Genomic DNA, 24,016 nt, shown 5'->3' on the forward strand with positions numbered 1-24,016 from the left:
TTCTCCTTTCGGCTTACAGCTTGTGGCTGCCGTCAACTGCCCGCCACGGTCATGCGCTCGATCAGTATCGAACCGCTGCGGATATTGCTGCGTGTCTCGATATCGCTGCCGATCGCGACGATCTGGCGGAACATGTCCCGCAGGTTGCCGGCGATGGTCACTTCCTGCACAGGGAACTGGATTTCGCCGTTCTCCACCCAGTAGCCACCCGCGCCACGGGAATAGTCGCCGGTCACCAGGTTCAGCCCCTGGCCCATCAGTTCGGTGACCAGCAGGCCACGGTCCATGCGCCTGATCAGCGCCGCCTGGTCTTCGTCGCCATGGCTGACGAAGAGGTTGTGTATACCGCCGGCATTGGCGGTACTCGGAAGGCCGAGCTTGCGCCCGGAATAGGTGCCGAGCACATAGCGGGTCAGTTGCCCGTTCTCGACGAAGGACTTGGCATAGGTGGCCAGGCCATCGCTGTCATAGGCGGCGCTGCCCAGGCCTTGGGGGATATGCGGGCGCTCGTCCAGGCTCAGCCACTCGGGAAACAGCGTCTGCCCCAGCGCACCCTCCAGGTAAGAGGACTTGCGATAGAGGTTGCCGCCGGAAATCGCCGACATGAAATGCCCCAGCAAGCCGCTGGCCAGTTCCGACGAGAACAGCACCGGCACTTCGCAGGTCGGCACCGGGCGGGCGCCCAGACGGCGTACGGAGCGCTCGGCGGCACGTCGGCCGATCAGTTCGGGAGCGGCCAGGGCACTGCCGATACGGCTGACATCGTAGTCATAGTCACGCTGCATCTGGCCGTCGGTCTCGGCGATCATCACGCAGCTCAGGCTGTGCCGGGTACTGGCATGGCCGCCGATGAAACCATTGCTGTTGCCATAGGCCCGGCAGCCCTGGTGCGTGCTCAGGCTGCTACCGTCCGCCTTGCGGATGCGCGGGTCGCTGGCGAAGGCCGCGGCCTCGCACCGCAGCGCCTGCTCGATGGCCTGTTCGGGGGTGATGGCCCAGGGATGGTAGAGGTCCAGATCGGGCAGGCCGCTAGCCATCAGTTCCGCCGCGGCCAGGCCCGCATAGGGGTCCTCGGAAGCATGCCGGGCAATCGCCAGGGCCGCCGCCACGGTTTCGCGGATGGCTTCGGCGCCACTGCCGGTGGTACTCGCCGAGCCCTTGCTCTGCCCCACATAGAGTGTGATGCCAAAGCCCTGGTCGCGGTTGAACTCTACAGTCTCGACCTCACCCTGGCGCACGCTTGTGGACAGACCCTGGTCCAGCGATACCGACACCTCGCTGGCCGTGGCGCCCTGGCGGCGCGCCTCGTCGATGATGCGCTCGACCGTTTCATACAACGCCGGCAGCGCCTGCGGACCCACCTGTGATACTTCGCTCATAAACACTCCGATTTTCAGAAGCCGCAAGCCACGAGCGGAAAGCCAGCGGGTAAAGCGGCTCTTCTCTTGTCGCTTGCAGCTTGCGGCTTGCAGCTACTGTTATCATGGCGGCGTTTCCCTCTGGACCCGTCCCATGCCTGAATACTCCGACGCCGACGCTTTCGATGAAAAAAGCAAATCCCAGGTCAAGCGCGAGCTGCATGCCTTGCAGGATCTCGGCGAACGCCTGATCGCCCTCAAGCCCGAACTGCTCGAACGCCTGCCGCTGACCGATGCCCTGCGCAAAGCCGTACAGGACGCCCCCAAGCACAGCGCGCACATCGCCAAGAAGCGCCACCGCCAGTACATCGGCAAGCTGATGCGCGATCAGGATGTCGACGCCATCCTGGCCCTGATCGAGCAGGTGGATGCCTCGACCCGGCAATACAACGAGCGCTTCCACGCCCTGGAGCGCTGGCGCGACCGGCTGGCGGGCGGCACCGACAGTGACCTGGACGCCTTCGTGAACGACTACCCGGAAGCCGACCGGCAGCACCTGCGCAGCCTGATCCGCCATGCCCAGCACGAGGCGGCCCGCAACAAACCGCCAGCCGCCGCCCGCAAGATATTCAAATACATCCGCGAACTGGACGAGGTACAGCGCGGCCTTCGATAAGCCTCCCGCAGGAGCGGCCGGCCGCAAGGGCTTCACGGCCCAGGCCGCCCCTACCGGCTCAGGCGCCGGTACCGCCGACCGTGATCGCATCTATCTTCAGCGTCGGCTGGCCGACGCCCACCGGTACCGACTGTCCATCCTTGCCACAGGTGCCCACCCCGGCGTCCAGCGCCAGATCGTTGCCGACCATCGACACCCGGCTCATCGCTTCCGGTCCGTTGCCGATCAGGGTCGCGCCCTTGACCGGCGCGGTGATACGGCCATTCTCGATCAGGTAGGCCTCGCTGGTGGAAAACACGAACTTGCCGCTGGTGATATCCACCTGGCCACCGCCCAGGTTGGCGCAGTAGATGCCTTTGTGCACCGAACGGATGATTTCCTCCGGCTCGCTTTCCCCGGCCAACATGTAGGTATTGGTCATGCGTGGCATCGGCAGGTGCGCATAGGATTCGCGGCGGCCATTGCCGGTCGGCGCCGCCCCCATCAGCCGCGCATTCAGGCGGTCCTGGATATACCCCTTGAGCACGCCATTCTCGATCAGCGTGGTGCATTGTGTCGGCGTGCCTTCGTCATCGACGCTGAGCGAGCCGCGCCGCCCGGCCAGGGTGCCATCGTCGACGATAGTGCACAGGCTGGAAGCGACTTTCTGGCCGATCCTGCCACTGTAGGCGGAGCTGCCCTTGCGATTGAAATCCCCTTCCAGGCCATGCCCGACCGCTTCATGCAGCAATACGCCGGACCAGCCCGGCCCCAGCACTACCGGCAGGCTGCCGGCAGGCGCCGGCTGCGCCTCGAGGTTGACCAGCGCCTGGCGCAAGGCCTCGCGGGCATAGCCCATGGCCCGGTCCTCGGCGAGGAACCAGGCGTAGCCGGTACGACCGCCGCCACCCTGGCCGCCCCGCTCGCGCCGCCCATTCTGCTCGACGATGACACTGACATTGAAGCGTACCAACGGGCGGATATCGGCCGCCAGCACACCGTCCAGGCCGGCCACCAGGATATGCTCCCAGACCCCGCCCAGGCTCACGGAAACCTGTTTGATACGCGGATCGAGCGCACGCGTGGCGACATCGATACGTTTGAGCAGCTCGACCTTCTCCGCCCGGCTCAGGTCATCCAGCGGGTTCTCGGCACCGTAGAGGCTGGCGAACGACGGTCGTTGTGTCACCCCGACCTGCTGCGACTGGCCGCTGCGGGCGATCGAACGCGCCGCCTGCGCGGCCTGGCGCAGGGCATCGGCGGTGATGGCGTTGCTGTAGGCGAAGCCGGTCTTCTCCCCGGACAGGGCTCTTACGCCAACGCCCTGCTCCAGATGGAAACCGCCTTCCTTGACGATGCCGTCTTCCAGCATCCACGACTCGCTGACCTGATCCTGGAAATACAGGTCGGCGGCATCTATGCCGGGGCCGGCCAGCTCCGCGAGCAGCCCCGGCAGATCGTCGAGCTCCAGCCCTCCCGCACTCAGCAGGCGCCTGGAAACAGGCAATAACAACTCACTCATAATCACTCCTGGGTACCCGCGACAATGCGTGGTACGGAAAATCGGCGATGCCCGGTGACCGGCATGCGCTGGCGGATACTGCCCTGCCCTGCGCTGTCACGCCGGGCCAGCAGCACCCCGGGCCCCTGCTCCAGCTCGTGCAGAACGCGGCCCCATGGATCGATGATGGCGGCATGCCCGTAGGTCATGCGCCCGCCCGGATGTTCGCCACCCTGGGCCGCGGCCAGCACATAGCATTGTGTTTCTATCGCCCGTGCACGGATCAACGTTTGCCAATGGGCTGCCCCCGTCAGCGCGGTGAAGGCGGCTGGCGCGCTGATCAGCTCGGCACCCGCCAGTCGCAATGCCGTATACAGCTCGGGAAAGCGCAGATCGTAACAGACCGTCATGCCCAGGCGCCCGAACGGCGTATCCGCCAGCACCAGTTCATGCCCCGGCGCATAATCGTCCGACTCCCGATAGCGGCCACGCTCATCCTGCACATCGACATCGAACAGGTGCAGCTTGTCATAACGCGCGACCTGTTCGCCGTGCTCGTCGATCAGCAACGAACAGGCATTGGGCTTGCCCTGCGGCTGGCCATCCGGCGGTAGCGGCAAGGTCCCGGCCACTATCCATAACCTGAGGTCGCGCGCCGTGCGTTTCAACCACGGCAGGATCGGTCCCTGCCCCAACGCCTCGGCGCGCGCCAGCGCCGGCATGTCGGAATGCCCCATGGCCGCGAAGTTCTCGGGCAGTACGGCCAGCCCCGCGCCATTCGCCGCGGCCTGCGCCAGCAGCCGCCCAGCCTCGGCGAGATTGGCCCGCACATCGGCCTGGGTGACCATCTGGATAACTGCTAAAGACATACAAGGCTCCCGTAAAGGCGCTATAGGCTGGAGGCTTGGCGAGTGCTTGTCGGCCGATGGCGTTGTCTTCGGCTTCAATTCGGCTTCTCGAAGGGTCTGTCGAAGGTGATCTGCGGCGATTGCCAGGCCCCCTTGACGTCGTACTGCACCGTGGCGAAACGGGCCACCCTGTCCCCCAGCAGCTTGTCGGCGATGAACAGCGCCCCGCCGATGGCCGGCGCGCCGACGATCAGCGCGGCCAACGGCAGGTTGTTGCTGACCGGCAAGGTCACCAGCAGCTTGGCATCGATACTGTCGGTGACCATATCCAGCCGGCCATTCAGTTCCAGATTGCTCGACGGACTGGTGACAGTGATAGGTTCACGGGTCAGGAATACGCCATCGGAAGCCTGCAGGGTACCCTTGAGCCGGTCATAACCCAGGCCCTTGCCGAACAGGTCGGAGAAATCCAGCCGCAGGCGACGGCCAATGGCGTTGAAGTTGAGCAGGCCGAACACACGCAACGCCTGCGCACTGCCCTCGACCTCCTTGAACTGGCCATTGCGCAGTTGCGGCGCCAGCGTCCCCGAATAGCGTTGCAGAGCGAACCAGGCCGGCGACCCCGGCCAGTTGCCATCTGCATCGAGATGGAAGCTATTGCTGCTGGTCGATGGCGCGAAGCCCCAGGCGAGCAATACATCCTCGAGGTTGCCGCCGTGCAGACGCCCCTTGTAGGTCGTTCGCCCATCCTTCCAGGTCATCTCGCCACCGATCTTCAACCCCTTGAGATCCAGGTCGATATCGCTCATGGCGGTGCCACCGGCAACCGGCCGCAGCTTCAGCGCCCAGCGCCCGAGCAGGCTGTCGCCACGGAACAACTGTTCGATCAGCAAATCGACCGCCGGCAGGCTGGCGGGGTCGATGCCCGCCAGTGGATCGACGGAGACGCTCTGCGCATCCGCCTCCTTCGCCGCCGGCAGGCGCAGATAGCGCAGCCTGACGTCAATTGGCGCGCCGGTCGCGGACGGCAGGCGTACCTGGCCGTCGACCACCTGGCTGCGCAACCCCAGTTGCCAGGCGTTCTGGATCGAGCGCAGATCGACATCCAGCGAGTCGATACGGGTGCCGAAGCCCTCGAAGCGGTCCAGCCGCAACCGTGCCTCGCGAAGAAACGACAGATCCGCCGGCATGCCTTGGCGGCCCTCGCCCTGCACGTTTTCCAGCACGGCCTGCCAGGCATTCCAGTCCAGTTGCGACAAGCGCCCGCGCACGCGCAAGCCCTGGTTGCCCGGCAACGCCGCCGCGCCGCCGCCGAGGCGCAACTCGCCACGCCCCTCCTGCAGGCGCCCTGCAGGCGCCATGTAGACCAGGGCAGCCAGGGCCGCATGCTGGAATTCATAGCGCCGCTGCTCGCCCTGCAGGGTCATATGGAAGCTGGTATCACGGCGGGTCGAGGCACCCTTGCGGAAAGGCTCGGGCAGGTCGATGGCCAGGCCCTGGAGCGAAGAGTCCACCTGCAGGCGGGCGGCAGCACCGCCGATGTCGACGCGCAACTGGTAGGGCAGTTCACCACGGGCGGGCAGTTGCTGCGTCACACCCAGCCAGCGGGTCAGGCTCTCCAGCGCCAGGCTGCCGCGCACCTCGATGCGCGACAGCGGCTCGCCGGGACGCCCGGTCGCCAGGATACGCCCGCTGACATCCCGCCCGAACGCCCGGGCACTGACCCGGGTCGCACTCAACCCCTTGGCCGAGTCGTAGCGGAAATCACCCGCCAGCGCTCTCAGCTTCAATTCCGGCTCGCGTAACTGCAGGCTTGCATCGCGACTGGAAAAATCCACCCGTATCTGCGGCTGCGCGCCACGGGCCAGCGGAATATCCAGATCGAGCTGCGCCTGCAATGGCCCCTCGGCCTGCCAGCCGGCGAACACCTGCCCGGTGCCGAGCGGTGCTTCCTGCAGGATATGCATGCCATCGGCCAGTGTCCCGATGACCTTCCCCTGCAGCGCCAGTCGCGGCGTATGCCCTTCCCTGGCCGGCGCGATCTCGGCCTGCGCCTGCAGCACCTGACTGTTCAGGATGCGCCCCTCGTCCAGGCGTACCCGCACCCGGCCATTTTCCACCAGCACCTCGCCACGCCCCTCGCGCAGTGCCGGCCAGCCGGGCTGGAAAGCCAGCTCGGCGTCACGCACCTTGAAATACAGGCCGAGGTGGTGAGCCACCGCAGGGGCGCCCTTGTTCAACGAACCCTGGTACTGGAAATAGCCCTGCTCCACATGACCGGCGCGAATGGCGTCCTTCAGCCAGTCGACCAGTGCCGGTGTCAGCGCGGGAGAAAGCGTCGGCAGGTAGCGCTCGGTAAAACGGGCATCCGCGTCGCTCATCCCAACCCGCAGGTCCATGTAGTCTTCAGCCTCGGGATCGCGCATCAGGCGGATCAGCAAATCGCCCGCCAGTTGTCCTTCTTCGCCATCGAGCCGCAGGTAGGGCGCCCGCAACGTGAAAGCCTGCTCATCCAGATGCCACTGCAGGCTGCCCTGGCTGCGCCGGTAATGCCAGGCTGCGGGAAACAGCCGCGCCAGGTGCAGGGAAAAATCCCGGCTATCGAAACGCAACTCGCCACTCCCCAGGTCGCCGGTGATGCTACCGGAAACATTGCCGGCGGCCGGCACCCAGCCATGCTCGCGGATACTGACCGCCTCCAGGTTGGCGCTGTAGGACAGCCGCTGCGCCAGCTCCCGGTCGGGGCGATAGTCGAGCTGCAGGTTGCGCAGCAAACCGCTGGGGGCCAGATCGTCCAGCGCTTCGGCTGCGACTTCCGGCAGCACCATGACTTCGCGCAGCAGATGGGCCAGGGGCCGCAGTTGCACATGGTCGGCGCGCAGGCGCCAGTGCCCAGTGGCCCGTTGCTGGTCGAGCAGCAGGCGCATGTCGCCCTGATGCTCCTCGCCCTGGACGAAGGTCAGCCCGTCGAGCTGCATATGCCAGCCCGCTTCGCGCTGCTCGGCGTGGACGGTGACGCCCAGCTCGCTCAGCGGCGCGACCGAACGCTCGCCCTGCGCCAGTTCCAGGCGTGGTGCCTGCAAGCGCGCCACACCGCGCTCGAGCCGGCGCTCGCGGATACGCAACCAGAGCTCGCCGCCCATTTCCAGTTGGCGCACCCGCCAGTCCGACGGCAAGTGGCCAGGCACCAGCGCCGCCCAGTCACTTTGCGGCAGATCGAGATAGAGATCGAGGGCGGAATCCTGCCATTGGCGACCGTCGACATCCAGCCGTGCCTGCAGGGCCAGCGGCTTGCCATCCGGCAACAGCAGGTGGCCATCCAGCCGCAGACGCTCGCCCTGGCTCTGCAGCGCCAGGTTGGCATAGCTCAGGGTCTGCGGCTGCCCGCCCGCGACGGTCAGGGTCAACTGGCTGTCGATCAGGAGCAGATTGCGCACCCTGCGCAGCCCCTGCAGGATCGCCTGCGGATCGGCCGCCGCCTGCGGCGTATGTGGGCTGAAGCCCTCCACCCGCCACGCGCCCGTATCGTCCTGCTGCAGGCTCAGGTGCAGGCCGGCCAGACGCAGCTCGCTCAGGTAGGGCTGGCGCGTCCAGAGGCTCTCGGCCAGGTCGGGCACCAGTTCCAGGCGGTCCAGCCGCAGCGGGTTGTCGCCCTCGCCGATGAACACGTCATGCGCCAGCAGCCTCGGCAACAGGCCATCCCAGCGGCCTTCGAGGCGCTCGATGCTCACCGGCACACCCAGTTGCCGCGCCACGATGGCCTCGGCATCCGCCCGGTACTCGGCCACCAGCGGCACCAGTTGCCGCCCCAGGCTCACATAGAGCGCCAGCAACACCAGGCCGCCCCCCAGCAGACCGACACACCGGTAGAGGGTGCGGGCAACGAGATCGGCGAAGTGCTTCATGCGGGTGCTCTCCAGATACGCCCTGACTGTCTATTCAGAGCAGCACCACGTCATACTGTTCCTGGCCATACATGCTTTCCACCTGAAATTTGATGGAACGTCCGATGAATGCCTCCAGGTCGGCGACATTGCCCGACTCCTCGTCCAGCAGGCGGTCGATCACCTTCTGGTTGGCCAGCACCCGATACCCCTCGGCCTGGTAGGCGCGGGCCTCGCGCAGAATCTCGCGGAAAATCTCGTAGCACACCGTCTCCGGCGTCTTCAGCTTACCGCGCCCCTGGCAGTGTTCACAGGGCTCGCACAGTACCTGTTCGAGGCTTTCCCGGGTACGTTTGCGCGTCATCTGCACCAGCCCGAGTTCGGTGATGCCGATGATATTGGTCTTGGCATGGTCGCGTTCGAGCTGCTTCTCCAGGGTGCGCAGCACCTGGCGACGATGCTCCTCGTCCTCCATGTCGATGAAGTCGATGATGATGATGCCGCCCAGGTTGCGCAGCCGCAGTTGCCGGGCAATCGCGGTGGCCGCCTCGAGGTTGGTCTTGAAGATGGTTTCTTCCAGGGTGCGATGGCCGACGAAGGCGCCGGTGTTCACATCGATGGTGCTCATCGCCTCGGCCGGATCGATCACCAGGTAGCCGCCGGACTTGAGCGGCACCTTGCGCTCCAGGGCGCGCTGGATTTCGTCCTCCACCCCATAGAGATCGAAGATCGGCCGCTCCCCCGGGTAGTGCTCCAGGTACTCGCCCAGTTCCGGCATCAGTTCGTCGACGAACTGCCCGACCTTCTGGAAATTCTCCCGCGAGTCGATGCGGATCTTCTCGATACGTGGGTTGACCAGGTCGCGCAGGGTCCGCATCGGCAGCGCCAGGTCCTCGTAGATCACCGTCGGCGTGGGCGCCGTCTTGATCTGCCCGGCGATCTGCTCCCAGAGACGGCGCAGGTAGCGGATGTCCATGAGGATTTCATCCTTGCCCGCGCCCTCGGCGGCGGTACGCAGAATGAAGCCGCCATTCTCCTCGATACCCTCGGCGGCCACGCACTCGGCCACAACCTGCTTGAGCCGCTCGCGCTCGGCCTCATCCTCGATACGCAGGGAAATACCGACATGGCTGGTACTCGGCATATACACCAGGTAGCGCGAGGGAATCGACAGTTGCGTGGTCAGGCGCGCGCCCTTGGTGCCGATCGGGTCCTTGGTCACCTGCACCACCAGGCTCTGGCCCTCATGCACCAGTGCGCTGATCGGCTCCACCGCGTTGCCTTCGCGGCTGGAAATCTCCGAAGCGTGGATAAAGGCCGCACGGTCCAGGCCGACATCCACGAAGGCCGCCTGCATCCCCGGCAGCACCCTGGCTACCCGGCCCTTGTAGATATTGCCGACGATGCCGCGCTTTTGCGTACGCTCGACATGCACTTCCTGCAGCACGCCGTTTTCCACCACCGCCACACGCGACTCCATGGGCGTGATGTTCATCAGGATTTCTTCACTCATTGTTCTTCTCCCCTGGGGTTCCCGCTGCACGACAGCAAAGGGCCTCGACTCATGCTTCACCGCCGGACGTGAAATGCCAGCAGCCGATGCCATGCCTGCCGAGCAACCGGGCAGTCTCGTACAGGGGCAGGCCCACCACTGCGGAATAACTGCCATGCAAGTACTCGACGAACACCGCCGCCGCGCCCTGGATGGCATAACCGCCGGCCTTGTCCGCCGGTTCGCCGGTGTCCCAGTAGCGCCCGGCCTGCTGCACGGAAATCTCGCCGAAACCGACACGGCTCTCCACCAGGCAGGTCTCGCAGGCATCCGGCCCGACCAATGCGACAGCGGTCAGCACCCGATGTTCGCGCCCGGACAACGACCGCAGCATGGCCAGCGCGTCGTCGCAGTCGGCAGGCTTGCCGAGGATGCGCCCATCGAGCACCACCGAAGTGTCGGCCCCCAGCACGAACAGCGCCGCCCCCTGCTGCCGTTGCCGCAGCGCCAGCCGCCCGGCCTCGGCCTTTTCCTGCGCGATGCGCAGCACATAGTCCTCGGCGCGCTCGGCGGCAAGCGGGGTTTCATCGATGGAAACGGGCAGAAGAGAAAAGGCAACGCCGATCTGTTCGAGCAATTCACGACGGCGTGGCGATGCGGAAGCGAGAAACAATGCGGCCATGCCGGCTCCTTGTTGGAAATGCGGACAGGTTCGCATATCTCGGCATGTGGCGGGAAGCGCCAGTGGGGCAGCGGCTACCGGTATCGGCAGCAGGTCTTTCTAGAGTCGTGCAGGCAAGAGCCGGACAAAGCGTCGAAGGCTGGACGAGAGGTCGGAGTCCATCTCGTCCAGCCTTCGAGCCGCCAGCGCTCCCCTCGCCTTCCGGGCGTCTGTCGGCTTTTACCCATCAACCGCCATGGCGGCTACCTTGCAATGGCTGGCTATCAGAAGTTGAAATTAATCACCTGGTCGCCATTCAGATCCAGGGAACGGCTCTTGGTCACGCCGCCGACACTGACCTTGATCTCATAGGCGCCACTGTCGAGCATCAACGATACCGGCGTGGAGCCATAGGCCTGATCGTTGATCAGCACCTGGTCGTTGAACCTGTTGCTACGCACGATCAGCGAATGGCTCTTGCTGTCGCACAGTTCATAGGACACATCGAGTATGGCGCAGGCCATCATCTTCTTCGCCGTGACCGCCGCTTCGATACTGACCTGTGCCGAAACCGTACCGTCCAGGCTCATGTTGGCCTGGGAGAAATCGCTCTTGGTGCGATAGCTGAACCAGTTGGGGCTGACCTTCAGGTCGCTCACCTGGTCACGGATCTCCTCGCCCAACACCCGCTGATAGTGCTCCTGCACCCACTGCGGCATGCGGCCGTCGTACTCGTAGTCGGCCAGGCAGGCCGCCAGGCTCTTGGCGGTCGAGCAGCGGAAGGTGATGGCTTCGTTGAAATAGATGGTACGGTCCAGGCGTTGGGCGATGGCCTGGATACGCTTGCTGTCGCGCTGGCGCACCTCGGATGCGAGTTGTGCCTTGAGGCGCTCGACATCGCGCGCGGCCTGGGTGAACCTGAGATGCTGGTCGCCAAGTTCCTTCTCGACGCTCTGCACCCGCAGGCGCACGGCATTCTCTTCGTCGGCACTGCGCTTGTAGTCCTCCAGCAGGCTGTCCAGGCGCTCGCGATTGGAGGTCTGCGCGAAGAAATCCTCGACTTCCAGGCGAATCAGCTTCTTCACGTTGGTCGATTGCAGCGCAGCGGCGCTCTGGGCGCTCTTCTCGACCCGCAGGCTGTCTTCCAAGCGCTTGCGATCCAGCAGGATTTCATCGAGTTCGGCAATCTTCACCGCCAGTGCCTGGGCCCGGGAAGAAGTCGGCACACCCGAGGCCGAATCCCCGGGAGCCTTTTCGCCCGCACCGGTAGTGACCAGCAGGGTAGGTGCCGCCGGCTTGTCTTCGGCTTGCGACTCGCCGCCACTGACCAGAGAAAGCAGCAACAATGCGCAAAAGAACGATGCCGTCAGTAAGACCGGCTTGCGCGCGCCCAAATATCCACCCGGTTTGGAACAATACGAAACATCAGTTTCCATAACCACTCGCCCGTGCTCTGTGTTGGTATTTCTATTTTTTCTGGAAAACGGCCACCTGGATCAGGGCCTGCCGACGTTTCATTACGCTCTCGCTGCAACCGATATCGCATCGATACCCGGCCCCAGCGCTTGCCCCTCCCCCCACGCCAACCTCGATTGAAAGCGGCGCACAAAACAGAAAGAGTCGGCATGGTTTCAGAAAAAACGCCCGCGTTCAAGATTGTCATGGCCAGAAGCCATGCCCCAAGTCAACGATTTGCAGCGAAACAGCGAGATCGGACAGTCAATTGACGTGGAAACGGCGGCGAACGCCCTCCAGGGCGATATAGATCCAGGGCCACAGCAGTGCACTGATCGGTACAGGAACCAGGAACAGCAAAGTCGGTGGATGATTACCGGTCAGGGTGCGCAACCAGAGCTGAACCAGTTGAGCCACCCCGAAGATGACCAGCAGGACCATACTCTGCTGCCATAGAGGGAACATACGCAAGCGTTGTTGCAGGCTCAGTACCAGAAAGACGATCAGCACCAGTGGCAAACCGCTCTGCCCGAGCAACGTGCCACTCAGGACATCCAGCGCCAATCCCAGGCAGAACGCCACGGTCATACCGCCACGCTGCGGCAGCACCAGCGCCCAATAGGCGATCACCAGCCCCAGCCAGAGCGGTCGCCCCAGCGCCATGCCCTCCGGCATCGGCGCGATGCTCAACATCAGCGCCAGTATCCAGCTCAGCCAGATGACCCAGACATTACGCGAGGCTTCCTGGATCACTGGGCGGCCTCCTGTTCCCGGGTCGGCGCCTGCTCGACAGCGCTCTCCTCGTCCTGTCTGTCGGCGTTCAGTTGCGCCTCCGCAGCGGCATTGGCCCGCTCTTCCGGACTTCTCGAATCGCTGAAGACCAGCAGCAGGTAACGGCTCCGGTTGAGCATCGCGGTCGGCGCCGCGCGCACGATGGCGAACGGCTGGCCGGAACCGTGGATGACCTCGGTCACCTGCGCCACCGGATAGCCCGCGGGGAAGCGCTGGCCGAGGCCGGAGCTGACCAGCAGGTCGCCAACCTTGATATCCGCGGTCTCGGCGACATGACGCAATTCCAGGTAATCGGCATTGCCGGTACCGGCGGCGATCGCTCGCAGGCCATTGCGATTGACCTGCACCGGAATGCTATGGGTAACGTCGGTAATCAGCAGGACACGCGAGGCATAGGGCATCACTTCCACGACCTGCCCCATCAGGCCGCTGGCATCGAGTACCGGCTGGCCGATGAAGACACCATCCTTCGCCCCCCGGTCAACCAGGATGCGATGTGTGAAGGGATTCGGATCGACACCGATCAACTCGCCGGCGATCACCCGGTCATCGACCAGCGCCGAGGAATTGAGCAGTTCGCGCAAGCGCACATTCTGCTCGGTCAGGGTCGCCAGCTTCTGCAGGCGCCGCTGCATCAGCAACAGCTCCGCCTTGAGCTTCTGGTTCTCGGCCAGCAGGTTGCTGCTGGAGGTCATCTGCTGGGTCGCCCCCTCCCAGACGCGCACCGGCAGATCGGCCAGCCAGTAGAATGGCGCCAGCACCATCCCCATCTGGCTGCGCACGACCTTCAGCGCATCCAGGCGCGCATCCACCACCATCAAGGCGACACTCAGCACGGCGAACACCAGAAGGCGCACACCCAGAGAAGTCTTCTTGGCGAACAGTGGTTTGATGGCGGGCTCCTATCCAAAGCGGCATCAGGCCACAAGCCGCGGGCGACGGGGAAACTCCCGATCCACCCGTGGCCCGCAGTCAGCGGATCACTCCGTGGACAACAGGTCCATGGCGTGACGGTCCATCATTTCCAGCGCCTTGCCGCCACCACGGGCGACACAGGTCAGCGGCTCTTCGGCAACGATCACCGGCAAGCCGGTTTCCTGGGACAGCAATTTGTCCAGGTCGCGCAGCAATGCCCCCCCCCCGGTCAACACCAGGCCGCGCTCGGCGATATCGGAAGCCAGCTCGGGCGGCGACTGCTCCAGCGCACTCTTGACCGCCTGCACGATGGTCGCCAGCGACTCCTGCAGGGCTTCGAGCACTTCATTGGAATTGAGCGTGAAGCTGCGCGGCACGCCTTCGGCCAGGTTGCGACCACGCACATCGACTTCGCGAATCTCGTTGCAGGGGAAGGCGGTGCCGATTTCCTGCTTGATGCGCTCGGCGGTGGATTCACCTATCAGGCTACCGTAATTGCGCCGGACGTAGGTGACGATGGCTTCGTCGAAACGGTCGCCGCCGACCCGCACGGATTCGGCATAGACCACGCCATTGAGGGAAATCAGCGCGATCTCGGTGGTACCGCCACCGATATCGACCACCATCGAGCCTCGCGCTTCGTCCACCGGCAGGCCGGCACCGATGGCCGCAGCCATCGGCTCCTCGATCAGGAACACCTCGCGCGCGCCCGCGCCCAGCGCCGACTCGCGAATGGCGCGGCGCTCGACCTGGGTCGACTTGCAGGGTACGCAGATCAGCACACGCGGCGAGGGTTGCAGGAAGCTGTTCTCGTGTACCTTGTTGATGAAGTACTGCAGCATCTTCTCGCAGACGCTGAAATCGGCGATCACGCCATCCTTCATCGGACGGATGGCATTGATGTTACCGGGTGTGCGACCCAGCATGCGCTTGGCGTCGGTACCGACGGCCACCACGCTTTTCTGGTTACCATGGCTACGGATGGCGACGACGGAAGGTTCATCCAGAACGATACCGCGATCACGCACATAGATAAGGGTATTGGCAGTGCCCAGGTCGATCGAAAGATCACTGGAAAACATGCCACGCAGTTTCTTGAACATGGGGAAGGGCCCTGGGGCGAACGCGTGGGAAAAATGGCGCAAACAAGGCGCGTATAAAAAGTGGCGCAAACTCTAACAACCGTCCGCGCATAGGGCAAGGCGCGAGTGGTTTTGCGGGCGGATTCGGATGGCAGCATACATCCGCAGAAGCGGCCCTGGCCGCGAAAACGCTGCCCGCATGCCACTGGCGCGACATTTGATGCCTGCCACTACACCAGAAGCATCATCGGCCTGAAAGACAGGGCCGCCACCCTGTCAAACTTTTCTTCCAGCTTATGGCTTCAAGCTTCCGGCCACGTCAAAGCCCCAATACGTCCTGCATATCGTACAAACCGGCAGGGCGGCCCTGGAGCCAGAGTGCCGCGCGCACGGCGCCCTTGGCGAAGGTCATGCGGCTGGAAGCCTTGTGGGTGATCTCCACGCGCTCGCCATCGGCGGCGAACAGCACGGTGTGATCGCCCACTATGTCGCCGGCCCGCACGGTGGCGAAGCCGATGGTCTCGCGCTCGCGAGCACCGGTCTGACCCTCGCGACCATAAACCGCAACCTTGCGCAAATCGCGGCCCAGCGCGTTGGCCACCACCTCGCCCATGCGCAGCGCTGTGCCGGAAGGCGCATCCACCTTGTGCCGGTGGTGAGCCTCGATGATCTCGATATCCACCTCGTCCCCCAGCACCTGCGCAGCGGTATCCAGCAGTTTCAGACATAGGTTGACGCCCACGCTGAAATTGGCGGCGAAGACGATAGGAATCTCTTGCGCCGCCTCGGCCAGCCGTTGTTTTTCCTCAGGGCTGAAGCCAGTGGTGCCGATGACCATGGACTTGCCGGCCTGCCGGCAGGTTCCCAGGTTCGCCAGGGTCACACTGGGGTGGGTGAAGTCGATCAGCACATCGAAATCGGTGGTCACCACGCCAAGCTCGCCGACCAGCGCCACGCCGACCTTGCCAAGTCCCGCCAGCTCACCCGCATCGGCGCCAATCAGGCTGCTGTCCGGCCGGTCGATGGCGGCACTCAGTTGCGCCCCCTCGGCCTGGCGCACGGCCTCGATCAGGATCCTTCCCATGCGCCCGGCGGCGCCCGTCACTGCTATTCGTTGCATAGAGTCAGCTCCAAGCTGCAAGCCTCGAGCCACAAGCCAAGCGCAATACCCTCTTGCGGCTTGCAGCTTGCAGCTTGCGGCGGGGTTCAGACATCGCCAAAGAAGCGCTTCACACCCTCGAACCAGCCGCTGGCCTTGGGTGAGTGGGAGTCGTCGCCGTCGAGGGTCTTGCGGAACTCCTCGAGCAACTCGCGCTGGCGCTTGTTCAGGTTGACCGGCGTTTCAACCGCGACCCGGCACATCAGGTCGCCAGCACCACCGCCACGTACCGGCGCAACGCCCTTGCCACGCAAGCGGAACAGCTTGCCGGTCTGGGTGCCCTCCGGAATCTTCAGCTTGACCCGGCCATCCAGGGTCGGCACTTCCAGCTCGCCGCCCAGGGCGGCATCGGCGAAGCTGATCGGCACCTCGCAATACAGGTGCTTGCCGTCGCGCTGGAAGATCGCATGCTCGCGCACGCTGACCACGACGTACAGGTCTCCGGCTGGCCCCCCCAGGGAGCCGGCCTCGCCTTCGCCCGACAGGCGGATGCGATCGCCGGTATCCACACCTGCCGGCACCTTGACCGACAGGGTCTTCTGTTCTTCGACCCGACCATGGCCATGGCAGGAGCCGCAGGGGTCGGTGATCATCTTGCCGGTGCCATGGCAGCGCGGGCAGGTCTGTTGTACCGAGAAAAAGCCCTGCTGCATGCGCACCTGGCCAATACCGTTACAGGTGGTACAGGTGACCGGGCTGGTGCCTTTCTTGGCCCCGGAGCCATCGCAGGTCTTGCAGTTGACCAGGGTCGGCACGCGAATGGTGACCGTGGTGCCGCGCACGGCTTCTTCCAGATCCAGCTCGAGCGTGTAGCGCAGGTCGCTGCCCCGCTGGGGACCACCGCGCTGGCCGCCACGCTGGCCACCAAAGAAATCACTGAAGACATCACCGAAGATATCGGAGAAATTGGCGCCGCCATGGCCTGCGCCACCGCCCATCTGCGGATCGACGCCGGCATGTCCATACTGGTCATAGGCGGCGCGCTTGCTCGCATCGGCAAGCACTTCGTAGGCCTCGTTGGCTTCCTTGAATTTCTCTTCCGCGTCCTTGTCGTCCGGGTTGCGATCCGGGTGGTACTTCATCGCCAGACGTCGGTAGGCCTTCTTCAGCTCCGCCTCGCTGGCACCGCGCTCGACGCCGAGCACCTCGTAATAGTCACGCTTTGCCATAAGTCTTCAACACCTTTGAAACCTCTCCTCCCCAGACACGCCAACGCGGGAGCAAGCTCCCGCGTGGCGGATACAGGCCCCGGCTGCCACGCAGCGGGGCTGAAACACAGGCAAGCCGGGCTTACTTATTGTCCTTGACTTCCTCGAACTCGGCGTCGACCACGTCGTCGCCGCCCTTGGCCTCATCGGCTGCGGGCTTGGCGTCGCCGGCCGGCTCCTGCTCGGCATAGAGTTTCTGTGCCAGCGAGGAAGAAGCCTGGGAAACCGCAGCCACCTTGGCGTCGATCTCGGCCTTGTCGTCACCCTTGATCGCCGCTTCCAGCTCGCCGATGGCCTTCTCGATGGCGCCCTTCTCTTCCTCGGAAGCCTTGTCACCCGCCTCCGCCAGCATCTTGCGAGTGGCATGCACCAGTTGGTCGCCCTGGTTGCGCGCACCGGCCAGTTCCTCGAACTTGCGGTCCTCCTCGGCGTTGGCCTCGGCATCGCGCACCATCTGCTCGATTTCCTCCTCGGACAGGCCCGAGTTGGCCTTGATCACGATGGACTGCTGCTTGCCGGTCGCCTTGTCCTTGGCGGACACATGCAGGATACCGTTGGCGTCGATATCGAAGGTCACTTCGATCTGCGGCACGCCACGCGGCGCCGGCGGAATCTCGGCCAGGTCGAAACGGCCCAGCGACTTGTTCTGCGCGGCCTGCTTGCGCTCGCCCTGCAGGACGTGAATGGTCACCGCGGACTGGTTGTCGTCCGCCGTCGAGAACACCTGCGACTTCTTGGTCGGGATGGTGGTGTTCTTCTCGATCAGCGCGGTCATCACGCCACCCATGGTTTCGATACCCAGGGTCAGCGGGGAAACGTCCAGCAGCAGCACATCCTTGACATCGCCAGCCAGTACCGCGCCCTGGATGGCGGCGCCCATGGCCACGGCTTCGTCCGGGTTGACATCCTTGCGCGCTTCCTTGCCGAAGAACTCGGCGACCTTCTGCTGCACCAGCGGCATACGGGTCTGGCCACCGACCAGGATCACGTCGTCGATGGCACCGACATCGATACCGGCGTCCTTGAGGGCGGTACGGCAAGGCTCGATGGTACGCGCCACCAGGTCCTCGACCAGCGCTTCCAGCTTGGCGCGGGAAATCTTCACGTTCAGGTGCTTCGGCCCGCTGGCATCGGCCGTGATGTACGGCAGGTTGACATCGGTCTGCTGGCTGGAGGACAGCTCGATCTTGGCCTTTTCCGCCGCTTCCTTCAGGCGCTGCATGGCCAGCGGATCGCCCTTGAGGTTGATGCCGCTTTCTTTCTTGAACTCGTCGACCAGGTAGTCGATCAGGCGAATATCGAAGTCTTCACCGCCGAGGAAGGTGTCGCCGTTGGTGGCCAGCACCTCGAACTGATGTTCGCCATCGACTTCCGCGATCTCGATCACCGACACGTCGAAAGTACCGCCGCCCAGGTCATAGACGATCACGGTGTGGTCGCCCCTGGTCTTGTCCATGCCATAGGCCAGCGCCGCGGCGGTCGGCTCGTTGATGATGCGCTTGACATCCAGGCCGGCGATACGACCGGCGTCCTTGGTGGCCTGGCGCTGGCTATCGTTGAAGTAGGCCGGAACGGTGATGACCGCTTCGGTGACAGGCTCGCCGAGGTAGTCTTCGGCGGTCTTCTTCATTTTCTTGAGGATTTCCGCGGAAATCTGCGGAGGCGCCATTTTCTGGCCATTCACTTCGACCCAGGCGTCACCGTTGTCAGCCTTGGCGATCTTGTAGGGCACCAGGCTGATGTCCTTCTGCACCACGTCCTCGTCGAAACGACGACCGATCAGGCGCTTGACCGCGTACAGCGTGTTGTGGGGGTTGGTCACCGCCTGGCGCTTGGCCGACTGGCCGACCAGAATCTCGCCGTCGTTGGCGTAGGCAATGATCGAAGGGGTCGTGCGCCCGCCTTCGGCGTTCTCGATGACCTTGGCGTTGCCGCCTTCCAGAATGGAGACACAGGAGTTGGTGGTCCCCAGGTCGATACCGATGATTTTGCCCATTTATCTCTCTCCCGAATTCCTGAATTTCCGCGCCCGTTTACCGGCTGCGGTAACACTAAAACGCTTGCCCTGAAGATGGGGGTGACGCAATGAATTTCAAGCCTGCTCGTCGATCGAAGGTGGCGTTTGCGCCGGAGCACGGCTGACCACGACCATGGCCGGACGCAGCAGGCGGCCATTGAGCAGATACCCCTTCTGGAAAACCTTGAGCACACTGTTGGGTTCGGCGTGGGTACTTTCTTCCATCGCCATGGCCTGGTGGTGCTCGGGGTCGAAGGGTTCGCCCTGCGGATCGAGTGGCAACAGCTGGTGGCGCGCCAGGGTGTCCTGGAGCAGCTTGAGGGTCAGCTCCAGCCCTTCGCGGATTGGGCGGATCGCCTCGTCGTCCGGGCTGGACAACTCCAGGCCACGTTCCAGGCTGTCGAGCACGGGCAACAGGTCACCGGCGAACTTCTCCAGTGCAAACTTGTGCGCCTTCTCCACATCCTGCTCGGCGCGACGACGAACATTCTGCAATTCCGCGGCGACGCGCAATGACTGATCCTGGGCCGTCGCCAACTGTTCTTCGAGCGCCTGCACACGCCCGGCGAGATCGCCGTTCGCCTCGGCCACCGCTTCCTCGTTCAGGTCCGGGGTCTGGTTATCCAGGTTCTGCTCGTCTGCCATACCGTTCTCCATACAATGCATCCGCGGGAAACAGCCCGCACCTGCACGCTATATGGGGGCATTCGATGCATGTTCAAGGCCCTGGAAACACGGCCGGTCGGCCAAGTCCGCCCTCCACCCGGCGCGGGTGCGGCCTTGGTCGCGAAGATGAAAACCTCATGGGCAACGGCATGCCGTTGGCGGGCAAGCCCGCCCCTACGACCCGGGAACAAAGCTCAACGCCCGGACAACAGGCGCCCGATCATATCCTGCGGATAGCCTCTGTAAGCGAGGAAACGCCCCTGCCTGGCGCGCTCACGAGCATTGCCCGGCAACTCGGCGAACTTGCGCTCCCAGACCTGTCGCAGCCGCTCCGCCCAGTCGAAACCACTGGAGGACAGCGCCACCTCGATATCGGCACGGGGCAGCCCACGCTGCGCAAGCTCTTCGCGAATGCGCAGGGGACCGTAGCCGGCCATGGCCTTGCTACGGATGAAGCTTTCCAGATACCGGGCTTCGCTGAGCAATCCCTGTTCGGCCAGGCGATCGAGGGCTTCTTCTATCAGTGCTTCGCCCGCCCCACGCTGGCGCAGCTTGCGCGCCAGCTCGATCCGCCCATGCTCTCGCCGAGCCAGCAGGTCCATGGCGGCACGGCGTACCGCAAGCGGGTTATCGAGCATGGCCTGGCACTATTCAGGCATCGCTATCGAGCGAATCGTCCAGCGGAGCATTGCCTTTGCTGGAATTCGCGGAAACCACCAGCAGTTTTTCACGGATCTGTTGTTCGACGGCATTGCCCACGTCCGGATTGTCTTCCAGGTACTTGGCGGCATTGGCCTTGCCCTGGCCGATCTTGCTGCCCTGGTAGCTGTACCAGGCGCCGGCCTTCTCGATCAGCCCCTGCTGCACGCCCAGGTCGATGACCTCGCCATTGCGGTAGATACCCTTGCCATAGAGGATCTGGAACTCGGCCTGGCGGAAGGGCGGCGCCACCTTGTTCTTGACCACCTTGACCCGGGTCTCGCTGCCGACCACCTCGTCGCCCTCCTTCACCGCACCGATACGGCGGATATCCAGGCGCACAGAGGCATAGAACTTAAGCGCATTGCCGCCGGTGGTGGTTTCCGGGCTGCCGAACATCACGCCGATCTTCATGCGGATCTGGTTGATGAAGATCACCAGGCAGTTGGCATTCTTGATATTGCCGGTGATCTTGCGCAGCGCCTGGGACATCAGTCGCGCCTGCAGGCCGACGTGGGCATCGCCCATCTCGCCTTCGATCTCGGCCTTGGGCACCAGCGCGGCCACCGAGTCGACGATGATCACGTCGACCGCGTTCGAGCGCACCAGCATGTCGGTGATTTCCAGCGCCTGCTCGCCGGTATCCGGTTGCGAAACCAGCAGGTCATCGACGTTCACGCCCAGCTTGCCGGCATAGTCCGGGTCCAGCGCATGCTCGGCGTCGACGAAAGCGCAGGTAGCGCCCTGTTTCTGCGCCTCGGCGATCACGGAAAGGGTCAGGGTGGTCTTGCCCGAAGACTCCGGCCCATAGATCTCGACGATACGCCCCTTGGGCAGGCCGCCGATGCCAAGCGCGATATCCAGCCCCAGCGAGCCGGTGGAAATGGCGGGAATGGCCTGACGCTCATGGTCCCCCATGCGCATCACCGCGCCCTTGCCGAACTGTTTCTCGATCTGCCCCAGGGCGGCAGCCAAGGCGCGCTTCTTGTTCTCGTCCATTGCAATCCTCACTTGATCAAGAGGGCCATAGGCCACAACAACTGTATAAGTAGCCAGTATTAGAACATAGCCCAAATGTCACGCCTAGCCCTGTAGCGCTTTTTCTCCACGCGCCAGTTCGATCAGCCCCTGCAGCGCCACCCGCACCGTCGCCCGCCTGACCGCCTGGCGGTCACCGGGGAACAGGTGGCGCTCGCTGAGCACCCGCTCACCCGCCGCCCAGGCCAACCAGACGGTGCCCACCGGCTTGTGCGGCGTACCGCCCCCCGGCCCGGCGATACCGCTGACCGCCACGGCGAAATGAGCGCCACTGGCGGCCCGGGCGCCTCTCGCCATGGCTTCCACTACTTCGCGACTGACCGCGCCCACCTGCTCCAGCAGGTTGCCGGGAACTCCCAGTTGGCGGGTCTTCTGCGCATTGGAATAGGTCACATAGCCCGCTTCGAACCAGGCTGAACTGCCGGCCACGCGAGTGATCGCCTCGGCGATGCCGCCACCGGTGCAGGATTCCGCGGTCGTCACCTGATGCCCCAGGTGCAGTAGAAGCCGCCCCAGTTCATCCGCCAGTGCTTCCAGTTCCATAAGGCCTCCATCTCGTTATAGATCGGAAATCCGGCAGCAGACGACAGCCTCCCGCCAACCGGTCCGGCGTTGGAGCGACACCTTAGGGTCTGTTGCCGTTTCGTCGCAAGCCGCGTTGTCGTGAGAAATCGCCCCTGATTAGGCCGCGCCCGTTCCTGACGGGCTTGCGGCATTCACTCCATCCCTGGAGATTGCGCAGGACGCAGGCAATGGCCACTCCCTTGTCAAGTCCTGCAACGACAGCGGGGGCGATTTCTTGCACAACCCGAAGGGCCGGGCCTGTTTTTGCACGAGGCTGCGTTACTCGATGGCTCATTTAGCCCACTACAAAAACGCCAGGAGCGTTTTTGGGCGTAAGCCCCGAAGGGGTGAAGCGCATGGACGCGCTGAACAAACTTCGCATCTCGTGCCTTGCCTGGTGCAAAAACAGGCTCCGGCGCAGTCTCGACGAAACGTCAACAGGCCCTCGCATTTCCTTCCCGCATCCCTCCGCTCATGACGCCATGTGCGCCACGCGTGGCGAAAAGGCCGAAAAGAGCGCCGGGAAAGCTGGAGGCCGTACGCAACACGAAGAACGCCCGCGAGCCCGTGCCTTTCATAGTACGGCCCAGCGCCCTTATCGAAGCCCCCTGCCGCTGCCAACGGGATAACGCGAGCGCCCCGATGTCACACCCGAGTCCATGCCCAAAAGCGCTGGAACCCTGTATTTTGGCGCCTACGACAATACTTCCATACTCTCATCCTCGTGAACCTGCCTCCCGACCACTACTTCGTACTCATCGTCCCCATAGGCATCTTCCTGCTGGGCATGGCCCTGTTCACCTGCTGGAGGGTGCTGCGCCAGCAGCATTTCCTGCCCTGGCTGGCGACCGGATACCTGCTGCCGGCGCTGGCCATGGCGGTGCAATCGCTGATGAGCAACGAGCAGCTTGCCGACTGGTCGGTGATCGCCGCTGCGCTCTACCTGGTCGGCGGCTGGGCATTGACACGCGGCCTGGCGATGCGCCATGGCGGCGATGTTTCGCTGCCACTGGCTATCGTCATCGGTGTCACGACACTCGCCCTCCTCTATTACTACTCGAGGGTAGAGGAGCAACTCTGGACTCGAGCGATCTGCCTGAACACGGCGCTGGCACTGATGTACCTGCTGCCGTTTCGCAGCATTCTCCGCAGAAGGAACCCGGGCGATACGCTGGAGCGCATCGTCCGCTGGTCGTACATCGCCTGCGTCGGTTATGCGCTGCTGCGCCCCCTGCTCATCATGGCCCTGGCTCCCGACTACGAGATGGCGATGCTGACGCGCTCCGGCTACTGGCTACTGACCCTGGCCGCAAGCCTGATCTTCAGTATCTGGTTCATGTTCATCCTGCTCGCCTGCGCCCTGCGCGATGTCATGCGGGTATTGCACGAAGAGCGTAATCGCGACCCTCTCACGCAACTGATCAACCGCCGCGCTTTCTTCGAATCGGCAGAGCGCGCCCTGCAAGACAGCAACCTGGCACCCTGGGCATTGCTCGCTTGCGATGTCGATCACTTCAAGCAGGTCAACGACACCTGGGGACATACCGCCGGCGACCAGGTACTCCAGAGTGTCGCCCATATCCTGACGGAGCAGGTACGACGGGATGACCTGGTCTCCCGCTTCGGTGGCGAGGAGTTCATCATACTGCTGAACCGCTCCGATGCCGGCCACGCCCGCAGCGTGGCGCAACGGATCCAGTCGCAACTGGCGCTGACACGCTTCAGCGCCATCCCGGGCAAGGTCACTGTCAGCTTCGGGCTGACGCTGGTAACCTCTGCGGCTGACCTGGCGCACGCTATCGAACGAGCCGATATCTCGCTCTACCAGGCCAAGCAGTCGGGGCGTGACCGTATCTGCATGCTGCCGGAAGAGCCGCCAGCCTGAACGCAGCAGCCCGTCGGAAACAGGCAGGTGCAGAGAACAGCTGCATCACGCCGGCCCGGCGCAATGACATTCCACAGTGCGGCCTGCCCCGCCGAACTGCGCCTGGGTGCGCCTTTCCTGGCCATGAGCGGCCCGGC

Annotated in this window: 19 protein-coding genes; 2 read left to right on the top strand and 17 right to left on the bottom strand. The window is 64.1% G+C overall.

From position 1 onward, the window contains the following. Positions 1-32: 32 nt before the first annotated feature. Positions 33-1,379, bottom strand: coding sequence for a metalloprotease PmbA (gene pmbA / locus DNJ95_RS12485; RefSeq protein ID WP_131185060.1), 1,347 nt, complete (start codon positions 1,377-1,379; stop codon positions 33-35). A gap of 133 nt (positions 1,380-1,512) precedes the next feature. Here pmbA and yjgA point away from each other — a divergent pair, with 133 nt between their 5' ends. Further along, a complete protein-coding gene (gene yjgA / locus DNJ95_RS12490; protein WP_131185061.1) occupies positions 1,513-2,034 on the top strand; it encodes a ribosome biogenesis factor YjgA in 522 nt (173 codons plus the stop codon). Between the two features lie 58 nt (positions 2,035-2,092). Here yjgA and tldD read toward each other — a convergent pair whose 3' ends face one another. From tldD to DNJ95_RS12570, 16 genes are all read right to left on the bottom strand, one after another. Next, the gene (tldD, locus tag DNJ95_RS12495; protein WP_131185062.1) at positions 2,093-3,535 is read right to left on the bottom strand and encodes a metalloprotease TldD; all 1,443 of its coding nucleotides are present in this window, start codon (positions 3,533-3,535) and stop codon (positions 2,093-2,095) included. 2 nt (positions 3,536-3,537) lie between these two features. Beyond that, on the bottom strand, positions 3,538-4,383 hold the full coding sequence (locus DNJ95_RS12500) for a carbon-nitrogen hydrolase family protein (RefSeq protein ID WP_131185063.1): 846 nt from the start codon (positions 4,381-4,383) through the stop codon (positions 3,538-3,540). 74 nt (positions 4,384-4,457) lie between these two features. Further along, on the bottom strand, positions 4,458-8,267 hold the full coding sequence (locus tag DNJ95_RS12505) for a YhdP family protein (protein WP_131185064.1): 3,810 nt from the start codon (positions 8,265-8,267) through the stop codon (positions 4,458-4,460). 34 nt (positions 8,268-8,301) lie between these two features. Next, the gene (gene rng, locus DNJ95_RS12510) at positions 8,302-9,759 is read right to left on the bottom strand and encodes a ribonuclease G (protein WP_131185065.1); all 1,458 of its coding nucleotides are present in this window, start codon (positions 9,757-9,759) and stop codon (positions 8,302-8,304) included. 49 nt (positions 9,760-9,808) lie between these two features. Continuing rightward, a complete protein-coding gene (locus DNJ95_RS12515; protein WP_131185066.1) occupies positions 9,809-10,420 on the bottom strand; it encodes a Maf family protein in 612 nt (203 codons plus the stop codon). 263 nt (positions 10,421-10,683) lie between these two features. Further along, entirely contained in the window at positions 10,684-11,835 is a 1,152-nt protein-coding gene (locus DNJ95_RS12520; protein ID WP_131185067.1) for a PEGA domain-containing protein, read from the bottom strand. A gap of 283 nt (positions 11,836-12,118) precedes the next feature. Beyond that, positions 12,119-12,607 (bottom strand): rod shape-determining protein MreD, encoded by a 489-nt coding sequence (gene mreD / locus DNJ95_RS12525; RefSeq protein ID WP_131185068.1) that lies wholly within the window; start codon positions 12,605-12,607, stop codon positions 12,119-12,121. After that, positions 12,604-13,530 (bottom strand): rod shape-determining protein MreC, encoded by a 927-nt coding sequence (gene mreC / locus DNJ95_RS12530; protein ID WP_420824393.1) that lies wholly within the window; start codon positions 13,528-13,530, stop codon positions 12,604-12,606. Before mreC ends, mreD begins: the two co-directional genes overlap by 4 nt. A 96-nt stretch (positions 13,531-13,626) precedes the next feature. Continuing rightward, positions 13,627-14,664 (bottom strand): rod shape-determining protein MreB, encoded by a 1,038-nt coding sequence (gene mreB, locus DNJ95_RS12535; RefSeq protein ID WP_131185070.1) that lies wholly within the window; start codon positions 14,662-14,664, stop codon positions 13,627-13,629. A 298-nt stretch (positions 14,665-14,962) separates the two neighbouring features. Beyond that, positions 14,963-15,763 (bottom strand): 4-hydroxy-tetrahydrodipicolinate reductase, encoded by an 801-nt coding sequence (gene dapB / locus DNJ95_RS12540; RefSeq protein WP_131185071.1) that lies wholly within the window; start codon positions 15,761-15,763, stop codon positions 14,963-14,965. Between the two features lie 86 nt (positions 15,764-15,849). Continuing rightward, the gene (gene dnaJ / locus DNJ95_RS12545) at positions 15,850-16,971 is read right to left on the bottom strand and encodes a molecular chaperone DnaJ (RefSeq protein ID WP_131185072.1); all 1,122 of its coding nucleotides are present in this window, start codon (positions 16,969-16,971) and stop codon (positions 15,850-15,852) included. 121 nt (positions 16,972-17,092) lie between these two features. Further along, positions 17,093-19,006 (bottom strand): molecular chaperone DnaK, encoded by a 1,914-nt coding sequence (dnaK, locus tag DNJ95_RS12550; RefSeq protein WP_131185073.1) that lies wholly within the window; start codon positions 19,004-19,006, stop codon positions 17,093-17,095. A 96-nt stretch (positions 19,007-19,102) separates the two neighbouring features. Continuing rightward, positions 19,103-19,672: a nucleotide exchange factor GrpE gene (grpE, locus tag DNJ95_RS12555; protein ID WP_131185074.1), complete on the bottom strand. Its 570-nt coding sequence runs from the start codon at positions 19,670-19,672 to the stop codon at positions 19,103-19,105. 215 nt (positions 19,673-19,887) lie between these two features. After that, complete coding sequence (gene recX, locus DNJ95_RS12560) at positions 19,888-20,331, bottom strand: recombination regulator RecX (protein ID WP_131185075.1); 444 nt, start codon at positions 20,329-20,331, stop codon at positions 19,888-19,890. A 13-nt stretch (positions 20,332-20,344) separates the two neighbouring features. Next, the gene (gene recA / locus DNJ95_RS12565) at positions 20,345-21,391 is read right to left on the bottom strand and encodes a recombinase RecA (RefSeq protein WP_131185076.1); all 1,047 of its coding nucleotides are present in this window, start codon (positions 21,389-21,391) and stop codon (positions 20,345-20,347) included. 84 nt (positions 21,392-21,475) lie between these two features. Next, on the bottom strand, positions 21,476-21,973 hold the full coding sequence (locus DNJ95_RS12570) for a CinA family protein (protein ID WP_131185077.1): 498 nt from the start codon (positions 21,971-21,973) through the stop codon (positions 21,476-21,478). 745 nt (positions 21,974-22,718) lie between these two features. Here DNJ95_RS12570 and DNJ95_RS12575 point away from each other — a divergent pair. Beyond that, on the top strand, positions 22,719-23,879 hold the full coding sequence (locus tag DNJ95_RS12575) for a GGDEF domain-containing protein (protein WP_131185078.1): 1,161 nt from the start codon (positions 22,719-22,721) through the stop codon (positions 23,877-23,879). The last annotated feature ends 137 nt before the right edge of the window (positions 23,880-24,016 follow it).

This window comes from Stutzerimonas kirkiae, assembly GCF_004327335.1.
Classification (GTDB): domain Bacteria; phylum Pseudomonadota; class Gammaproteobacteria; order Pseudomonadales; family Pseudomonadaceae; genus Stutzerimonas; species Stutzerimonas kirkiae.